At 66.6% G+C, this 15361-nt stretch carries 15 protein-coding genes; 5 read left to right on the forward strand and 10 right to left on the reverse strand.

Features of this window, described 5'->3' with window-relative positions:
* Nucleotides 1-214: 214 nt before the first annotated feature.
* Together glgX and ASG51_RS18650 are read right to left on the reverse strand one after the other, a co-directional pair.
* Nucleotides 215-2314: a glycogen debranching protein GlgX gene (gene glgX / locus ASG51_RS18645; RefSeq protein ID WP_056382400.1), complete on the reverse strand. Its 2100-nt coding sequence runs from the start codon at nt 2312-2314 to the stop codon at nt 215-217.
* A 67-nt stretch (nt 2315-2381) separates the two neighbouring features.
* Nucleotides 2382-3803: a trehalose-6-phosphate synthase gene (locus tag ASG51_RS18650; RefSeq protein WP_055954941.1), complete on the reverse strand. Its 1422-nt coding sequence runs from the start codon at nt 3801-3803 to the stop codon at nt 2382-2384.
* Between the two features lie 440 nt (nt 3804-4243).
* Between ASG51_RS18650 and ASG51_RS18655 the strand changes: the two genes are divergently transcribed.
* The 5 genes from ASG51_RS18655 (at nt 4244) to ASG51_RS18675 (ending at nt 6962) form a co-directional block, all read left to right on the forward strand.
* Entirely contained in the window at nt 4244-4696 is a 453-nt protein-coding gene (locus ASG51_RS18655; RefSeq protein ID WP_056269627.1) for a hypothetical protein, read from the forward strand.
* A gap of 10 nt (nt 4697-4706) precedes the next feature.
* Entirely contained in the window at nt 4707-5102 is a 396-nt protein-coding gene (locus tag ASG51_RS18660; protein WP_056217248.1) for a phage holin family protein, read from the forward strand.
* Nucleotides 5099-5491, forward strand: a complete 393-nt coding sequence (locus tag ASG51_RS18665; RefSeq protein ID WP_056382402.1) for a DUF3618 domain-containing protein — start codon at nt 5099-5101, stop codon at nt 5489-5491. Before ASG51_RS18660 ends, ASG51_RS18665 begins: the two co-directional genes overlap by 4 nt.
* A 69-nt stretch (nt 5492-5560) precedes the next feature.
* Nucleotides 5561-6289, forward strand: coding sequence for a hypothetical protein (locus ASG51_RS18670; protein WP_082501103.1), 729 nt, complete (start codon nt 5561-5563; stop codon nt 6287-6289).
* Between the two features lie 121 nt (nt 6290-6410).
* The gene (locus ASG51_RS18675; protein ID WP_056269633.1) at nt 6411-6962 is read left to right on the forward strand and encodes an alpha/beta hydrolase; all 552 of its coding nucleotides are present in this window, start codon (nt 6411-6413) and stop codon (nt 6960-6962) included.
* 3 nt (nt 6963-6965) lie between these two features.
* Here ASG51_RS18675 and ASG51_RS18680 read toward each other — a convergent pair whose 3' ends face one another.
* The 8 genes from ASG51_RS18680 to ASG51_RS18715 all read right to left on the reverse strand — a co-directional run bounded on the left by ASG51_RS18680 (nt 6966) and on the right by ASG51_RS18715 (nt 15324).
* Nucleotides 6966-7997: a TIGR01620 family protein gene (locus ASG51_RS18680; RefSeq protein WP_056269636.1), complete on the reverse strand. Its 1032-nt coding sequence runs from the start codon at nt 7995-7997 to the stop codon at nt 6966-6968.
* Between the two features lie 21 nt (nt 7998-8018).
* Complete coding sequence (locus ASG51_RS18685; protein WP_056269640.1) at nt 8019-9458, reverse strand: YcjX family protein; 1440 nt, start codon at nt 9456-9458, stop codon at nt 8019-8021.
* A gap of 113 nt (nt 9459-9571) precedes the next feature.
* Nucleotides 9572-10819, reverse strand: a complete 1248-nt coding sequence (locus ASG51_RS18690; protein ID WP_056382404.1) for a hypothetical protein — start codon at nt 10817-10819, stop codon at nt 9572-9574.
* Between the two features lie 54 nt (nt 10820-10873).
* Nucleotides 10874-11392 (reverse strand): histidine phosphatase family protein, encoded by a 519-nt coding sequence (locus ASG51_RS18695; protein ID WP_056382406.1) that lies wholly within the window; start codon nt 11390-11392, stop codon nt 10874-10876.
* Between the two features lie 14 nt (nt 11393-11406).
* Nucleotides 11407-12387 carry an aldo/keto reductase gene (locus tag ASG51_RS18700; protein ID WP_056382408.1) on the reverse strand — a complete coding sequence of 327 codons (981 nt, stop codon included), beginning with the start codon at nt 12385-12387 and terminating at the stop codon, nt 11407-11409.
* A gap of 98 nt (nt 12388-12485) precedes the next feature.
* Nucleotides 12486-13337, reverse strand: coding sequence for a MoxR family ATPase (locus ASG51_RS18705; RefSeq protein ID WP_056382409.1), 852 nt, complete (start codon nt 13335-13337; stop codon nt 12486-12488).
* Between the two features lie 98 nt (nt 13338-13435).
* Nucleotides 13436-14086, reverse strand: coding sequence for a hypothetical protein (locus tag ASG51_RS18710; RefSeq protein WP_056269654.1), 651 nt, complete (start codon nt 14084-14086; stop codon nt 13436-13438).
* A complete protein-coding gene (locus ASG51_RS18715; protein WP_056382411.1) occupies nt 14083-15324 on the reverse strand; it encodes a hypothetical protein in 1242 nt (413 codons plus the stop codon). Before ASG51_RS18715 ends, ASG51_RS18710 begins: the two co-directional genes overlap by 4 nt.
* Nucleotides 15325-15361 lie beyond the last annotated feature (37 nt).

A 15361-nucleotide genomic window follows, 5' to 3' on the forward strand; every position in this document is an offset into this window, starting at 1 on the left:
GCCAAGCTCAATTTCGCCCGGAAGGGTCACGCAGAGCGATGCTGGGACGCCGACGGCGCCGACGCCCACCCGACCTCCGAATGCGCTTTGCTACCGCTTTCGAATTCCGAACGCGAAGAGTTCCTCGAACAAGCGCGTCATCAGCTGTGCCATGAGGGATCGGCGGGATGAGCCCTCGTCCTAGCCCCGGCGACGATTTCGATCCGCCCTGCGCTTATACCCGATAGGCAGAAGCCGGCCTCGCGCGCAGGACGTAAATTGCCTGCGAATCGAGGCGGATCCCGGCCCCTGGCGGAAACAGAGCCTGTCCGGCCGGTACCGCACCGGTCTGTTTGGTGGTGTCGAAAACGAGCGTCCAGGGGCCGCCGATGATCGGCGCCAGGGTGAAGTCGCAGGGCTCCTCAGCCGCGTTGACGAGGATCAGCAGGCGATCCGCCTGCGGTAGGTCATTCCCGATCTGCATGCCGAAGGCTTGCCGCTCGGAATCCTCCCAATCGCAATCCGCCATCTCAGTCCCGCCCGGGGCAAGCCAATGAACGTCCCGTAGAGGCCCGTCATCGACCAGTGCTCCAGTGAGATAGTCGCGCCGACGAAGGGCGGGCTGCTCGCGGCGAAGGCGTGTCAGGTTGCTGACGAAGGTCGTGAGGCTCAGATCGGGATCGTTCTCCCAGTCCATCCAGCTGGTTTGATTGTCCTGCGCGTAGGCATTGTTGTTGCCGCGTTGGCTGCGCGAGCGCTCATCGCCCATAAGCAGCATCGGCACGCCCTGCGCGAGGAACACTGTCGCCAGGAGATTGCGCTTCTGACGGGCCCGCAGGTTAAGGATGACTGGATCGGTGGTCTCGCCCTCGACGCCGTAATTACGCGAGAGATTGTGTCCATGGCCGTCGCGATTGTCCTCACCATTCGCGAGGTTGTGCTTCTCCTCGTAGGCTACGACGTCGGCCAGGGTGAAGCCATCATGAGAGGCGGCGAAGTTGATGCTCGACAGCGGCCACCGCCCGGAGGCCGCGAAGATTTCGCGTGAGCCGGAGAGACCCTGCGTGACCTTGGCAAGGGTGCCGCGATCGCCGCGCCAGAAGCCCCGGATGCTGTCGCGGAACTGATCGTTCCACTCGCTCCAGCCGCGGGGATAGCCTCCGAGCTGATACCCCCCTGCGCCGATGTCCCAGGGTTCGGCGATCATCTTCACGTGGGCGAGGACGGGATCCTGCGCGACGGCCTGAAAGAAGGCCGCCTTGGGGCTGAAATCATACGGGTTGCGACCGAGACTCGTCGCCAGATCGAAGCGGAAACCTGCGACGCCGTAGGCGGTCACCCAGTGCCGCAGGGAGTCGAGCACCATCTGCATGACGCGCGGATGGTCGAGGTCGAGGGTGTTGCCACAGCCGGTACAGTCGATTTCCTCGCGGCGATTGTCCGGTTTCAGCTTGTAATAACTGGCGTTGTCGATGCCGCGGAACGACAGGGTTGGGCCGGTGTGATCGGCCTCCGCCGTATGATTGTAGACGACGTCGAGGATCACTTCGATCTCGGCGGCGGCGAGCTCGCGGATAGCCGCCCGCAGGCCGCCGATGCCGGCCGGGCCGCGGTAGCGTGGATCGGCGGCGAAGTAGTTCAGGGGCGAGTAGCCCCAGAAATTCACGAGGTTCTTCTCGACGAGGAAACGGTCGTCGGCGAAGGATTGAATCGGTAGGAGCTCGATGGCGGTGACGCCGAGTTTCAGAAGATGCTCGATGATCGCCGGATGGGCGAGCGCCGCATAGGTCCCGCGTGCCGCCTCCGGCACGTCCGGATGGGTCTGCGTGAGTGCCTTGACGTGCGCCTCATAGATCACCGTCTGCGACAGCGGTCGTCGAACCGGGCTCACCGCGAGGTCGGGCACCTCCGGCGGCGCCACGATGCCACGTGGCATGAATGCGGCACTGTCGCGCCGGTCGATCTGCTCCGCGCGCTGGAGTCCGCGGCGGTGACCGTAGAGCGAATCATGCCAACGGATGCGGCCTTGAATGTCTCGGGCATAGGGGTCGAGCAGCAGTTTGGCTGGATTGAAGCGGTGGCCCTGAGCCGGATCCCAGGGACCGTGGACGCGGTAGCCATAGAGCTGGCCCGGGAATACGCCGCGCAGGTAACCGTGCCAGACGTCGTCGGTGCGACAGGGTAGCCGGATTCGACGAGTTTCGTGGCGTTCGCCAGGATCGAACAGGCACAGGTCGACGGCCGTGGCATTCTGCGAAAACAAGGCGAAGTTGACACCGCGCCCGTCGAAATGCGCGCCGAGCGGCGCCGGCACGCCGTCATCGACGCCGATCATGTGGTCAGTTGCGATCAAGAATCTGGTGTCGTCCCGGGTTTAGGCGTCGCCGGACGACGCCGACAGATCATTCCGCAGCGGCGGCGGTACGGGGCGGCTCACGCTCGATCGTTCGAAAGTTCTCGAGTTCCGCCATGAAATTGCGCGCCCACCAGTCAACATCCTCGCGCGTCATACGCTCGACCATGGGCTTCCAGCGCTCGAGGCGCTCACCGCGTGGCATGTAGAGCGCGGTACGAATCGCCTCCGCGACTTCGAAGCGGTCATAGGGATTGACGAGAAGCGCCTCGGGCAACTGTCGGGCCGAGCCAGCGAATTTCGACAGCACAAGAACACCGGGATCCTCTTCCGTCTGCGCGACGACGTACTCCTTGGCGACAAGGTTCATCCCGTCGCGCATCGGCGTAACGAGACCGACGCGTGCAGCCCGATAGAGTCCGGCGAGGACAGGACGGGGATAGGCCTTGGTGACGTACTGGATCGGCGTCCAGTTCGGCTCGCCCAGTGTTCCGTTGATGTGTCCGACGGTCTCGTTCACCTCGCGGCTGAGGTCCTCGTATTCCGGAACTTCGGTCCGGGATTTCGGGGTGATCTGAAGATAGACCACGTTCCCGCGCTGGTCCGGGTTGGAGGCGAAGAAACGGTCCACCGCCTCCATCCGCTCCGGCACACCCTTGGAATAATCCAGGCGGTCGACGCCGATCAGCAGCTTGCGCGTCCGCAGGCCCGCCATCGTCTCGCGGACGGTACGGTTGGACCCGGCATTCTCGGCCGCTTCCTTGAAGCCGGCCACATCGATCCCGATCGGGAAGCTGCGGATGCGCGTGCGGCGGCCGTCCACCATGAGGGAGCCACCGCCGAGGGGAATCGCTCGAAGCTCGTCGATGAGATTGCGTGTCAGGTTGTGGACGTCCGGATCGGTCTGCAGACCGATCAGATCGTAATCCGCGATGCCGCGCAGAAGATCGCCACTGGCGGGGAGCGTGTTGAACACGTCTGCCGCCGGCCACGGGATGTGATGGAAGTATCCGATCGGATTGGCGATCCCGAGCCCGCGAAGCTCGGAAGCCAGGGGCAACAGGTGGTAGTCGTGCACCCAAATGATGTCGTCGGGTTCGACGAGGTTCGCGAGAGCTCGGGCGAAGATGCGGTTCACACGCTGATAACCGGCATAATCGGAGCGCGAGAAGGCTCCAAGGCCGAGCCGGTAATGCATGATCGGCCAGAGGGCGCGGTTGGCGAAGCCGCTATAATACTCCCGATGGTCCTGCGGTGACAGATCGACCACGGCGTAACTGATATGCCCCCGATCGATCAGGGTCGGTTCGCTGGATGGATTCTCGACGACATTGCCGCTCCAGCCGAACCAGAGGCCTTCATAGGCGGTGAACGCCTCTTTGACGGCCACCGCGAGGCCACCTGCCGCAACGGCTTTTCCCCCTTCCTCGGGGATTGCAACGCGGTTCGATACGATGACGAGACGTGCCACGAAGCCGGCTCCGGTCCTCACGGGTCCCGCGCAGAATTGCGCGCGACCAGACTGATACATTGGGTGAACGCGCGGAAGCCGAGCGCGATCCGTCGGTGCAGCCAAGCGCGTTCGATGGACCCGGGTCAAGACCTGAATGCGTGGGGTTCACGGCAAACAAACCCAGTTCAAAACCCGTCCTGTCTCATTCCGGCGCCCGGCGTTGCATCTCGCAGACATCGCCAAACACCCTACCGAACACCGCAACGCTCAAGCTTTCGCGCCTTGCCAGACCGCGGCTGAACGGAGCCTGACGCCGGTCGTCCCAGGCCTCGTCCGAGACGCGGTACCCCAAGGCGGAACCCTGTCTCTTCCGCTGCTGTTTAACCGTCGCAAATGCCGTTTCTTTTCAACTCGTGCCGAGGAGTATCACCGTGACCGCAAACCAACCCCCAGGCCCCATGGGCGCGGAGCCGGCGAACCAGGCGGCCGATTGGAAGACTCTGCGCGGCGATGTCGAGGGGATCGCGGATGTTGCGGCGGAGCGTGGCCGCAGCTTCGTCGAAGCGGCTCGTTCGCACGCAACCAACTACATCGACCAGCGCAAGGGCGACGCCGCGCGCTCCGTGACCGACCTCGCGACGTCCGTCCGGGAGTCCAGCAAGACCTTCGAGGCGCAGCCTAACATCAGGGCCTTCTTCGACAGTGCCGCCGATGGTCTCGAGCATCTCGGCACTTCGATCGAGGAACGCAGCTTCTCGGAATTCTACGAGGATGCAGAAGCGTTCGCACGGCGCGCTCCCGTGGCGGTTGCGGTCGCGACTTTCCTTACCGGCTTCGTGGTGGCCCGCTTCATCAAGTCGACGAGTGCCGCACCTCTGAACAGTACCCATCCGACCTCCCATCGCCTCTGAGGACCGTTCGATGACCACCGGTCCGCAATCCAGTATCCAGGGCCTGATCGGCGACGCCCTGCGGGAAACCAACGAACTTGCACGGAAGGAGATTGCCCTCTTCCGCAATGAGATGACCAGCAACGTCCGAGCGCTGTTCATCGGCCTTGGGCTCCTCGTCGGCGCCGCCGTCTTCGGCGTCGTCGCCCTCTTCGTCCTCGTCGATGCCTTGGTGAAATGGCTTGCCACCATGGTTCACTCGGAGGCGCTCGCCGCCTTGATCGTCGGCGGCGTCCTCCTCGTCGTCGCTGTGGCGCTTGCCTTGATCGGGCGAAATGCCATGTCGCTCTCGACCCTCGCCCCCGTGCGCACGACCCGCCAAGTCCGCGAGGACGCCCGTACATTGTCTGAGAGGGTCTCGGGATGACCGAATCGTTGAACGATCTGGAGAAGGACATCGAGGCGAGCCGTGCCCGTCTCGACCAGACCATTGACCAAATTCAAGAGCGGCTTTCAGTCTCCAGCATCGTCGACGAGATGCTGGGCAACGCTCGGCGTACGCCGCTCAGCGGCGCCTATGACGGGGCTCTGGAGGCGGTGCGGCGCAATCCGGTTCCGGTGCTCCTCATCGCCGCCGGAGTCGGCTGGCTTATCCACCGCATGTCGACCAATCCGACGACGCCGGGAATCCGCCGGCGCGCGCGCCTCGCGGTCGACGGCCTTCCAGTGACGAAGACGGGCGCCGACCGCGTCTACGATCCGGATCTTCCGACTCAGCATCCCGTCAACCATCTCGCCAGCGAAACCCAGATCTAGGCCCTCGCGGACAACCGCACGTGACCCGATCCGGCCCATGCGGCCTTCGGCGACTCTCAGGAGCAACCCATGAGTTCGACCCAGAAACCCGGTGACGAGCACCGCTCGCTCCCCGACGATATCGCTCTCGCCGCCGGGATGCCGCGCGGCCGTCAGGCCGAAGGCTCCCTGCACGATGTGCCGAGCCCGGGCTCCCACCACTCCGGCACCGAGGCACACAGCATCTACACGACGGAGGGCAGCCATGGCTCCTCGACCACCGACGAGGTGAAGGCCCGCGCCAGCGACCTCCGCGACCGCGCGGCTGAGACCGCAGGCGACGTCCGCGACCGCGTTTCCGACACGGTTCAGGACCTGCGTGAACGGGCTTCGGATGTCTACGACGACGCCCGAGGCTGGGCATCGGATACCCGCCAGGAGGGGCGCCGCCGCATCAACGATCTCAGCGAGCGTAGCAGTGCGCGCCTCCAGGATGGCCGCTCGGCCGTCGAGGACTTCGTATCTGAAAACCCGCTCCTCGTTGGCGTCGTCGGACTCGCGGCCGGTCTCCTCATCGGCGCTCTGCTTCCGCGGACCCGCACCGAGGACGAGAATGTCGGTCCCTGGGCGGACGAAGTGCGTGACCAGGGCCTTCGCTACGCCCGCGACGTTACCCATCGCGGACGGGACTTCGTCGCGAGCGCCCTCGATCCAGAGAACCTCAACGCCGCCGTTCAGCGGGCCGCCGGCAACGAGCAGCCGGAGACCGGCGCTCCGGCACAAGCTCGGTCACCGTCCTCCGCGCCCAAGGCGCATTGATCGATCACGCGGATCTTTCGCGTCAGGCACGAAAGGGGCGGCACACAATCGTGCCGCCCCTTTCCACATCGAGAATTTCGAACGACTCGACGACGCGGAGCCCCGCCGGTATCGCAGAGCCATGAAGATTGCCGACTGCGAGATCCTAATTTTGCCGGGCTATGCCGGCTCTGAAGGCGAGCATTGGCAGGCTCGCTGGGCCGATCGGCTTTCCACGGGTCGAATCGTTGTACAAGACGACTGGCATCACCCTGATGCTCAAGCTTGGCGCGCGCGGATCGTCGGGGCTGTGAACGGCGCGACCCGCCCCGTGATCCTGATCGCGCACAGCCTCGGCGTCGTGGCCGCGGTGCAGGCCGCCTCGGACTTCGCGCCGGGCGTTGTGCGCGGTGCGCTTCTCGTCGCCTTCCCGGACGTGGAGACGACGCCGAACCTGCCCGCCAGCGTCACCGCCTTCGCACCGGTGCCGCGCTCTCCCTTGCCCTTCCCGTCCCTGGTGGTCGCCAGCCGCAACGATCCCTATTGCAGCTACGCCCGTGCCGAGGACTTCGCTTATGCCTGGGGTGCCGTCGTGGTCGATGCGGGGGAGGCCGGGCACATCAACGTGGCGAGCGGGCACGGTCCCTGGCCGGAAGGCCTGATGCGCCTCGCCGGCTTCATGAAGACCCTGTAGCGATCAGCCCTTCGCCTCATCCGTCAGCGGCTTGAGCAGTTCGCCCGCCACGTCCGAAAGTCGCGGCGGCGCCTCACGCACGAACGGCAGCGGCCGGCAGACCGCCAGCGCGGCAAGGCCGAAGCGGGCCGTCATCAGGCCGTTAAGGACACCCTCGCCCAGCTTCGCCGAGACGCGGGCGGCGAGGCCGAGGCCGAGTACCTGCTGGATCATGCTTTCGCCGACCGCCATGCCCCCCGTCACGGTGAGATGGGCGAAAGCGGCGCGCGCCAAGCGCAGGAAGCCAAAGAAGCCCGGGCGTCCGCCATAGATCGTGGCGATCCGGCGCAACAGGCGCACGGCGGCAAAGATCACGAAGGCGACGTCGACGATGGCACGTGGGCTCAGGGCGGTCACCGCCGACACCTGCTTGGCCGAGGCCGCGATGGCGTTGCGAGCCTGGCGATCGAGGGGCGCGAGCAACTCGTGTTCGGCGAGGCCGATGCGGTCATCCACATCGAGGATCGCGTCGCCGAGGGTGGCGAGACGAGCACGGCCCGCCGCCAACGCGGTACGCTCGGCATAGAGACCCGTCAGGTCACGCACAACGGCCTGCGCGGCGGAATGGTCGCGGGTGGCAATCGCCTCGATCGCCTTGGCGCGGACCCGCTCGATCTGGCGCTCGCGCCAGATCCCCGACAACTCCCGGGCGACGAGGGCCAGGAATGCGACTGCCGCGACGGCCAGCAGGACCAGGGCGACGGTGCCGAGCCAGGGGGCGGCGCTGAACAGGTCTGCGATCAGGCGCTCCACCGACAACCCGACGCCGAGGGATACGAGACCTCCGAGAGCGATGAGAAGCAGGCTGAGCCACGGAGCGCGCGCCTTGGGGGCGACAGGCACCGCAACACCGTCGGCCGCATCGACGACCTCGAAGGGCTCCTCGACGATGCGGACATGGGCCGCCGCCGCGGGAGACGGCGCAATGCCGTCGGCGATCTCCTCGGATCCGCTCGGCGGAATGCGAAAGGCACGGGGGCGGTTGCTCGAGCTCATGACTGGGACATCCCGGAGGTCTTAGGCGAGTTTGTCGCCGATGAGGAACTGCATGGCGCGATCGAGCCGGATCTGCGGCAGGTTACCAGGCCGGCCGAGGGCATCGGGTTTCACGAGGGGCGGTCGGAAGCGGGGAAACCGTAAGGACCCGGGAGGGACGGCTCCTTCCAATACCAATTCCGGGCGCTGCGGCAGCTCACCGGGGAAGATCGCCGCCTCGCTCAAGCCGTCGAAGATCTCGTCCCCGACGCGCTCACCCGCTTCCGGCGTACCGGATACGGCACGGAGGATCTCGTCTCCGTCATGCACGGTGGTCTCACGCGTTGCCCGGACCGAGGCCAGGGCGACGGTGCCGACCCGTGCGCCCGCCGCCTCCGTCCGCCGCATCGCCCGCGAAACGAGCAGCCGTAGCAGGGCGTCGAGGCGATCGTGGCTCGTCTGGTGCAAATGGTCAGCCTTGGTGGCGGCGAACAGGATCCGCTCGGCGCGTGGCGCAAACAGCCGGGACAGAATCGTGTTGCGCCCGATGCGGAAGCTGAGAAGCACGGCATCGAGCGCCTCCTCGAGCTCGGCCAGCGCGGCCGGCCCGGCATCCACCGCCGCCAGGACATCGACGAGGACGATCTGCCGATCGACTCGCTGGAAGTGGTTGCGGAAGAACGGCTCGACGACCTTCGCCTTGTAGGCCTCGAAGCGGCGTTCCATGAGTCCGGCGAGACTGTCCGGCGCCAGGATCTCAGGCAGGTTGTCGAGGGGCGCGAAGGTCAGGGCCGGCGAGCCGGCGAGATCGCCAGGCATCAGGAAGCGTCCGGGCGGCGTGGTCGCCACGGCTTCGGGACCGGCGCGTAGGGCCGAGAGATAGGTCTTGAAACCGGTGCTGGCGCGCTCGGCCACCACCTCATCAAGGGGGCCGTGCGGGTCGAGACCCCTCAGCATCTCGAGCCAGGGCGCGGCCATCGCTCCGCGGCCACTTCGGCGCGTGCCCGCGATGGTGGCGCGCGACCAGGCGGTGTAACTCTGATCGATCAGTGCGAGGTCGAGAAGCCACTCACCCGGATAGTCCACGACATCGAGCATCAATGTGCCCGGACCGGAGCGCCAGCCTCCGGATCTCTCATACTCGATGGCGAGGCGGAACTGGCTGATCCGGTCGGTCGAGCGCGGCCAGAGTCGCTGCTCGGTCAGGGCAGCGTAGTGGTCCTCATAGGGAAAGCGCGGAATGTCGTCGTCCGGCTGCGGCACGAGGCGCGCCCGGCGCAGGCGGCCCTCGTGGGCCGGCGCAAAGGCCGGAAGGGCATGGGCTTCGACGAGGTGATGGATCAGGGCCGTCGTGAAGACGGTCTTGCCCGATCGTGCGAGACCGGTGACGCCGAGCCGCAGGGTGGGCTGGATCAGCAGGTCGCTCGATGCCTCGGCGAAGGCCTTGACCGCGGAACCCGCACGCGCGGCGAAGCTGTTCATGGCAACCTTCTCATGGGGCGGGTTGGGAAAGGCGAGGCTGGACGCCGCAGCGGTGTCGCTGAGGTGGCGCGACCACGACGCCGCTGCAAGACGTGCGGGTCAAGCCTCGCTGCTCAGGGTGCCGTGACCGGTGCGTTGGCGGCGGCAAGGGTGTTGGCATCGAGACGCTCAATGGCGGTCTCCACCAGGGCCGGGGCAGCGCGCAGGGCCCCGAGCTCCACGCTCGACATCGCCTGCATGACCGGGCGCAGGTTCGGCAATGGACGTCCGTCGGGTCCGAACAGCTCGAGGTCGTCTTCGACTTTCAGGCCGACGCTGGCGGCGATCCGCGTGGCATAGTTGCGGATGCGGGTCTCATCGTTGCCGCAGACCGGCGCCGGCACGCTCAGATCGAGAAGCGGCAGGCTCGACGCGCCCGCCGCAATCGCCGGCAGAGCGGCGGACTCCGCCACGAAACGCTCCTGAAGACGCGCCACCGACCCGGCTTTCGGGGGCGGCACACGCCGTTGGCCCGTCGATGCGGCACTGAGAACAGCGCTCGGCTCGACGAGAAGCACGGATGGCCTGGCGATCATCGTCGAGGGCTTCACCAAAATTTCGGAAGGGCGGACCAGCAGTGCCGATTTCGATGGGGTCGCCGCTGCCAACTTCGTGAAAGCTGGACCTTTGGCTGTCTCGCGCACCGGGCTCGGACGCCCCCGTAGGCGCGCCAGGGGCGACCAAGGCTGAATCCGCAGAGGGCCGCCCCGTCCCACAATGGCCGCGCGGGAGATGCCGCCGCGCGAATGGCGAGCCAGGAAGCGGGCCCGGAGCGTGCCGCCGATCCCGCGGGGCGCGATCTCCGGAGAAATCCTCGTGCCCGTTCGACGGCTCGCGAGGGGTGCGACCGACCCGCCGATCCGGCACTCTGCGGGAGCCCAGCGCCGCACGATGGCGAGGGCCGACCGGCGGCCGAATTCGCGATAGTAGCGCCGGAGCAGCTGCGCCGCCGCATCGGCGCCATCGGCCGCGGTGGCGAATCCGGTATGACCCTCGCTGTCCGCGCCGATCTCTCCGTTCCAGCGGGCCTTCTTGATGCACCAGTAATTGTTCAGCTTGACGCAACGGGCGACGAAGGCCGGGGCGCCGGACGTGTAGCGGGCCACTAGAGCGAGTGAGGCGGGGCGCAGGCTTTCGGCTGCCTCATAGCGCCAGTTCGAGACGGCCCGGCCCTCGGATTCGAAGACCGGGAAGGGCGCAGAATTCCTTTCGGATGCCGCAGATGCCATCCGCCAGCGCGTCGCGTCCGGTCGAAGATCTTCGATCGTCCCCTCCAGGCGCGGCAGCAGCGTCGAGAGGACGAGGAGCGTGGTCAGGAGCACGGGATCTGCGAAGCTTGTTCGGGATCAGGGCAACGGCGTCCGGGCCAGAAGGGTTCAATCCGCGATGTCGATGTCCCTCGGGGCGACGAACCGCTCCAGCCGTCCCATCCCGGCAGCGACCGCATTCCAGGCGTCCCCGTCGAAATCCAGGACCACCACGGAAGCGGTGGGAAACTCCAGCGCCAGCCGCTTGCGCCCGTCCTTGTCGCCGGAGCCGGCCAGCCGCATCGCCAGACCCTGCAGGCCGGGATTGTGACCGATCATCAGGAGGCTCCCCTTCATATTCGGCGTCGACCGCACGACGGCGAGCAAGGCCGTTTCCGGCGCCTCGTAAATCGATGGGACGATCTCGGCCTCGGGCCCCTGCAGGGCGCTCTGTATCGCATCCCAGGTCTCGCGGGTGCGCTGCGCCGGAGACACGACGACCGCCTCGGGAATCAAGCCTTCGGCCGAAAGGTACGCCCCCATCTGCGGGGCGGCGCGCTTGCCGCGATTGTTCAGCGGGCGATCGAGATCGGCGATGCCGGGCGGACGGTCGGACTTAGCGTGACGCAGGAGGATCAGGCGACGCATGCGGGCTTGGACTTTCAGGTGAATCCGACGACGGGATGCGGGGTATAGGGCGCTTCGAGGGCACTCACCTCCTCGCTCGTAAGGTCGAGATCAAGAGCCGCGACGGCATCCGCGAGATGGCTCGGCTTCGACGCGCCGATGATCGGCGCGGTCACCACCGATTTCTGGAGCAACCAGGCCAGGGCGACCTGGGCGCGCGGCACGCCCCGCGTGGTGGCGATGGTCGAGACCTGGACGACGATGGCCCGATCGGCCGCATCCGCGGAGGCGTAGAGATGCCGGCCGACCTCGTCGCTATCCTGACGCGCGCTGCGCACATCCCAGTCGCGGGTCAGCCGACCCCGGGCCAGAGGGCTCCAGGGCAGCACCGCGATGCCCTGATCCAGACAGAGCGGCAGCATCTCGCGCTCCTCTTCCCGGTGCAGCAGGTTGTAGTGGTCCTGCATCGTGGCGAAGCGGGTCCAGCCGTAGCGGTCGGCCGTGAAGAGCGCCTTGGCGAACTGCCAAGCGTACATCGATGAGGCGCCGATGTAGCGGGCTTTTCCGGCCTTCACCACGTCGTGGAGCGCTTCCAGCGTGACCTCGATCGGCGTCCCGTAATCCCAGCGGTGGGTCTGGAAGAGGTCGACATAGTCGGTGCCGAGGCGCTTGAGACTGGCATCGATGGAGGCGAAGATCGCCTTGCGCGAGAGTCCACCGGCATTGGGCTGGCTCTTCAGAGGAAAGAAACACTTGGTGGCGAGCACGACGGCGTCGCGGTCGGCATAGTCGTGCAGGGCGCGCCCGACGATCTCCTCACTGGTGCCGTCCGAATAGGCATTGGCGGTGTCGAAGAAGTTGATGCCGAGATCGAGCGCCCGCTTGATCATCGGCCGGCTCTCGTCCTCGCGCAGGGTCCAGGGATGGGGACCGCGCTCGGGAACCCCGTAGGTCATGCAGCCGAGGCAGAGAGGCGAGACGTCGAGGCCGGTGCGACCGAGCTTCTTCAGATTCATCGGAAGCGTTCCACTGGAGACGAACCTTGCGCGGGCCACCCGATCTATCTGGGTTCCGCCGATGCGCCGGGCCAGGGGCCGACGCCCGATGGTGCGGCTTAGTCACCGCGCTGCTCGCGCCGCATGAGGAAGGCGAGCTTCTCGAACAGCCCGACATCCTGCTCGTTCTTCAGGAGCGCACCGTGCAGCGGCGGGATCAGCTTGCGCCCATCGCGCTCGCGCAGGGTCTCGGGCGCCACGTCTTCGGAGACGAGAAGCTTGAGCCAGTCGAGTAGCTCGGAGGTCGAGGGCTTCTTCTTCAGACCCGGGACCTCGCGGGTCTCGAGGAAGACGCGCAGGGCCTCCTCGACCAGACGGTGCTTGATGCCCGGATAGTGTACCTCGACGATGGCCTTCAGGGTCTCGGCGTCGGGGAACTTGATGTAGTGGAAGAAGCAGCGCCGCAGGAAGGCGTCCGGCAGCTCCTTCTCGTTGTTCGAGGTGATGATGACGATCGGGCGCCGTTCGGCCCGAACCGTCTCGCCGGTTTCGTAGACGTGGAATTCCATCCGATCGAGCTCGGTCAGGAGGTCGTTCGGAAATTCGATGTCGGCCTTGTCGATCTCGTCGATGAGCAGCACCGGGCGCTCGGGGGCGGTGAAGGCCTCCCACAGCTTGCCGCGCCGGATGTAGTTGCCGATGTCCGAGACGCGCGGGTCGCCGAGCTGGCTGTCGCGCAGGCGCGAGACCGCGTCATATTCGTAGAGGCCCTGCTGCGCCTTGGTGGTCGACTTGACGTTCCAGGTGAGGAGCGGCGCACCGAGGCCCTTGGCGATTTCCTCGGCCAGCACCGTCTTGCCGGTACCGGGTTCCCCCTTCACCAGCAGCGGTCGCTCCAGCACGATGGCGGCGTTCACCGCCGTGGTCAGGTCGGAGGTCGCGACGTAGTCGGCGGTGCCGGTGAAGCGCATGGCGGAACTCGCGGGATGGGGACGCTGAGACATCCGGGGTTAGAGCGCGGCCGGGATCCCCGCAAGGCACCGTCCGCGGCCGACAAAGACCGGTCGTGCTAGAGCGTCTTTCCGTCGTGCCAGACGCAGTTCGATGCCAGGATGCCGAGGTTAACGTCGGATTTCTGCGGTTGGGGCAGCGTCTTTCCGTCCATAGCGAGATCGATCTTGATCTCGACCTGCCCCTTCGCCTCGTTCTGGCGCCGGGAGAAGTAGCAGTATTGCTGGAACGGCTGGTCTTCGTTCGCACGAAAGTTCCAGCCGGTGACGATTTGGCCGTCCATGTAGGGCACCTGCTTGAACACGGTGAAGGTGGTGTTCACGGGGGCCTTCGAGGCCGGCGCGGCGTCGTTGCCGAGCTGCGCCTTCGTCGGAATCGGCGCTCCACCCGCCTTCGGCACCCCGCCCTCGAGCTTGAGGACGTTATCCGTCAGTGTGACCTCGCCCTTGGTCTTCAGGGTCACGTCGGACAGGGCCGCCTGCATCGCGGCCGCAATCTTCTCCGCCGCCGAATCGAACTGGTTCATGTAGGCATAGCCGTAGGACGCCGCGCCAAGTCCGGCGCCGGCGAGAAGCAGGAAGGCGCCTGCCCCGATGGAGCGGAACAGGAAAGCGCGCGCGGCGATGATGCGCGCCTCGGCCCGAAGGCGTCCGTTCACGCTCTGAGCGAGGACGACATTCTCGGGGGTGCCGGAGGTATGGATGCTCACGCGCCGGCTCCTGCGCTTGCGGCCTGTGTCGAGCCACGTCGATCGATCGGGATTACCGCGCCGCCGGCCGCGGCCGTTGCCGGAGCAGGAGCCGCGGGGGCCGGCGCCTGGGCAGCGACGGAAGGCTCATCCGGCACGCCTCGAGGCTGGCTCAAGGCCATTTCCTGGCGCAGGGCGTCGGTGATCGAGTCGAGCATGTAGGGGGTCGCGGCCGGGTCGACGGTGGCACCGAGGTCATCCTCGTCCATGAAGGTCTTGCGCACCGACACGGCGCAGAGGGCGAGGATCGTCGACGCGAAAGCGGCACAGACCGCCGGCACGAACACGAAGATCCGCAGGAAGGCGTGGACCTGCGCCTCGCTCACGTCGATCGGGTCGACGCCGTAGACCATGGCGGTGAAGGAGTGCAGCTGCGAGCGGTTGACCGAGTTGCGATAGGCCTGCTCGGCGTCGGCGACCTTGCGCTCCGCCGCGCCCCGATCGAGGTCGCCGCGGGCCTTGCGTGCCTCTTCGAGCATCTTCGTCACGGCGCCCCGGTCGGAGCCGGCCTTCGCGACGCTCGCATTGAGGGTCGCCGTGCGCGGATCGGTGACGCACTTCATGTTCGAGTAGCGCTGACCACGGCTGTTGGTGCCGTAGACGCGTTCGCAGCGCTGCGCCGGCAAGCCGGCGAGCTGGCTGGCGTTCTCGGCAGCGCGCTTCTCGATCTGATCGAGCTCGGTCGTGTACTGCGCGACCCGCGCATCCGCCGTGGCGATGCGGTTGTCGATGGTGCCGCGATCAGCCTGTGCGTCCTTCAGGGCGGTCTTCGCCTTGGCGGCGTCCATCAGGCGCGGATGAAACATCATTTCGCCGAGCTGGGACACCGACTTGGTGGTAACGCCGGCAGCGAAGATGATGCCGACGATCGCCAGCGCGCGGATGAAATAAGAGCGCTGCGTGCGGGCCAGAATCCCGAGGGGGACGCGGCACAGCTCCACCGCCGCGTAGACCAGCGGGGCGAGGAGCATGAAGTAGAACGCCTGCGAGTCGCCGTCGCTGTAGACGCCAGCGAACAGCCACGCTCCCCAGAGCGAGGCACCGATGACCATGAACTCGACGAGATAGGCGATCGCGACGTAGCCCCACTTGATGCGGTAGCCCCTCTCGATGTGTCGTTCGTGAGTCCAGCGGTCGGACTCCCGGCGCCAGTCTCGGGCTTCACGTTGCACGTCGCGGTTGGGCGGCGTCTTTCGCATGGGGCACTCGTGTCTCGAAACGCGACGCTGCGCGCTT

The organism is Methylobacterium sp. Leaf465, from assembly GCF_001424705.1.
Taxonomy (GTDB): domain Bacteria; phylum Pseudomonadota; class Alphaproteobacteria; order Rhizobiales; family Beijerinckiaceae; genus Methylobacterium.

What these genes read in the sequence shown, in the direction of transcription:
- glgX (WP_056382400.1), bottom strand. Translation starts at nt 2,314, where the DNA reads ATGATCGGCGTCGATGACGGCGTGCCGGCGCCGCTCGGCGCGCATTTC.
- ASG51_RS18655 (WP_056269627.1), top strand. Translation starts at nt 4,244, where the DNA reads ATGGGCGCGGAGCCGGCGAACCAGGCGGCCGATTGGAAGACTCTGCGC.
- ASG51_RS18660 (WP_056217248.1), top strand. Translation starts at nt 4,707, where the DNA reads ATGACCACCGGTCCGCAATCCAGTATCCAGGGCCTGATCGGCGACGCC.
- ASG51_RS18665 (WP_056382402.1), top strand. Translation starts at nt 5,099, where the DNA reads ATGACCGAATCGTTGAACGATCTGGAGAAGGACATCGAGGCGAGCCGT.
- ASG51_RS18670 (WP_082501103.1), top strand. Translation starts at nt 5,561, where the DNA reads ATGAGTTCGACCCAGAAACCCGGTGACGAGCACCGCTCGCTCCCCGAC.
- ASG51_RS18675 (WP_056269633.1), top strand. Translation starts at nt 6,411, where the DNA reads ATGAAGATTGCCGACTGCGAGATCCTAATTTTGCCGGGCTATGCCGGC.
- ASG51_RS18680 (WP_056269636.1), bottom strand. Translation starts at nt 7,997, where the DNA reads ATGAGCTCGAGCAACCGCCCCCGTGCCTTTCGCATTCCGCCGAGCGGA.
- ASG51_RS18685 (WP_056269640.1), bottom strand. Translation starts at nt 9,458, where the DNA reads ATGAACAGCTTCGCCGCGCGTGCGGGTTCCGCGGTCAAGGCCTTCGCC.
- ASG51_RS18695 (WP_056382406.1), bottom strand. Translation starts at nt 11,392, where the DNA reads ATGCGTCGCCTGATCCTCCTGCGTCACGCTAAGTCCGACCGTCCGCCC.
- ASG51_RS18700 (WP_056382408.1), bottom strand. Translation starts at nt 12,387, where the DNA reads ATGAATCTGAAGAAGCTCGGTCGCACCGGCCTCGACGTCTCGCCTCTC.
- ASG51_RS18705 (WP_056382409.1), bottom strand. Translation starts at nt 13,337, where the DNA reads ATGCGCTTCACCGGCACCGCCGACTACGTCGCGACCTCCGACCTGACC.
- ASG51_RS18715 (WP_056382411.1), bottom strand. Translation starts at nt 15,324, where the DNA reads ATGCGAAAGACGCCGCCCAACCGCGACGTGCAACGTGAAGCCCGAGAC.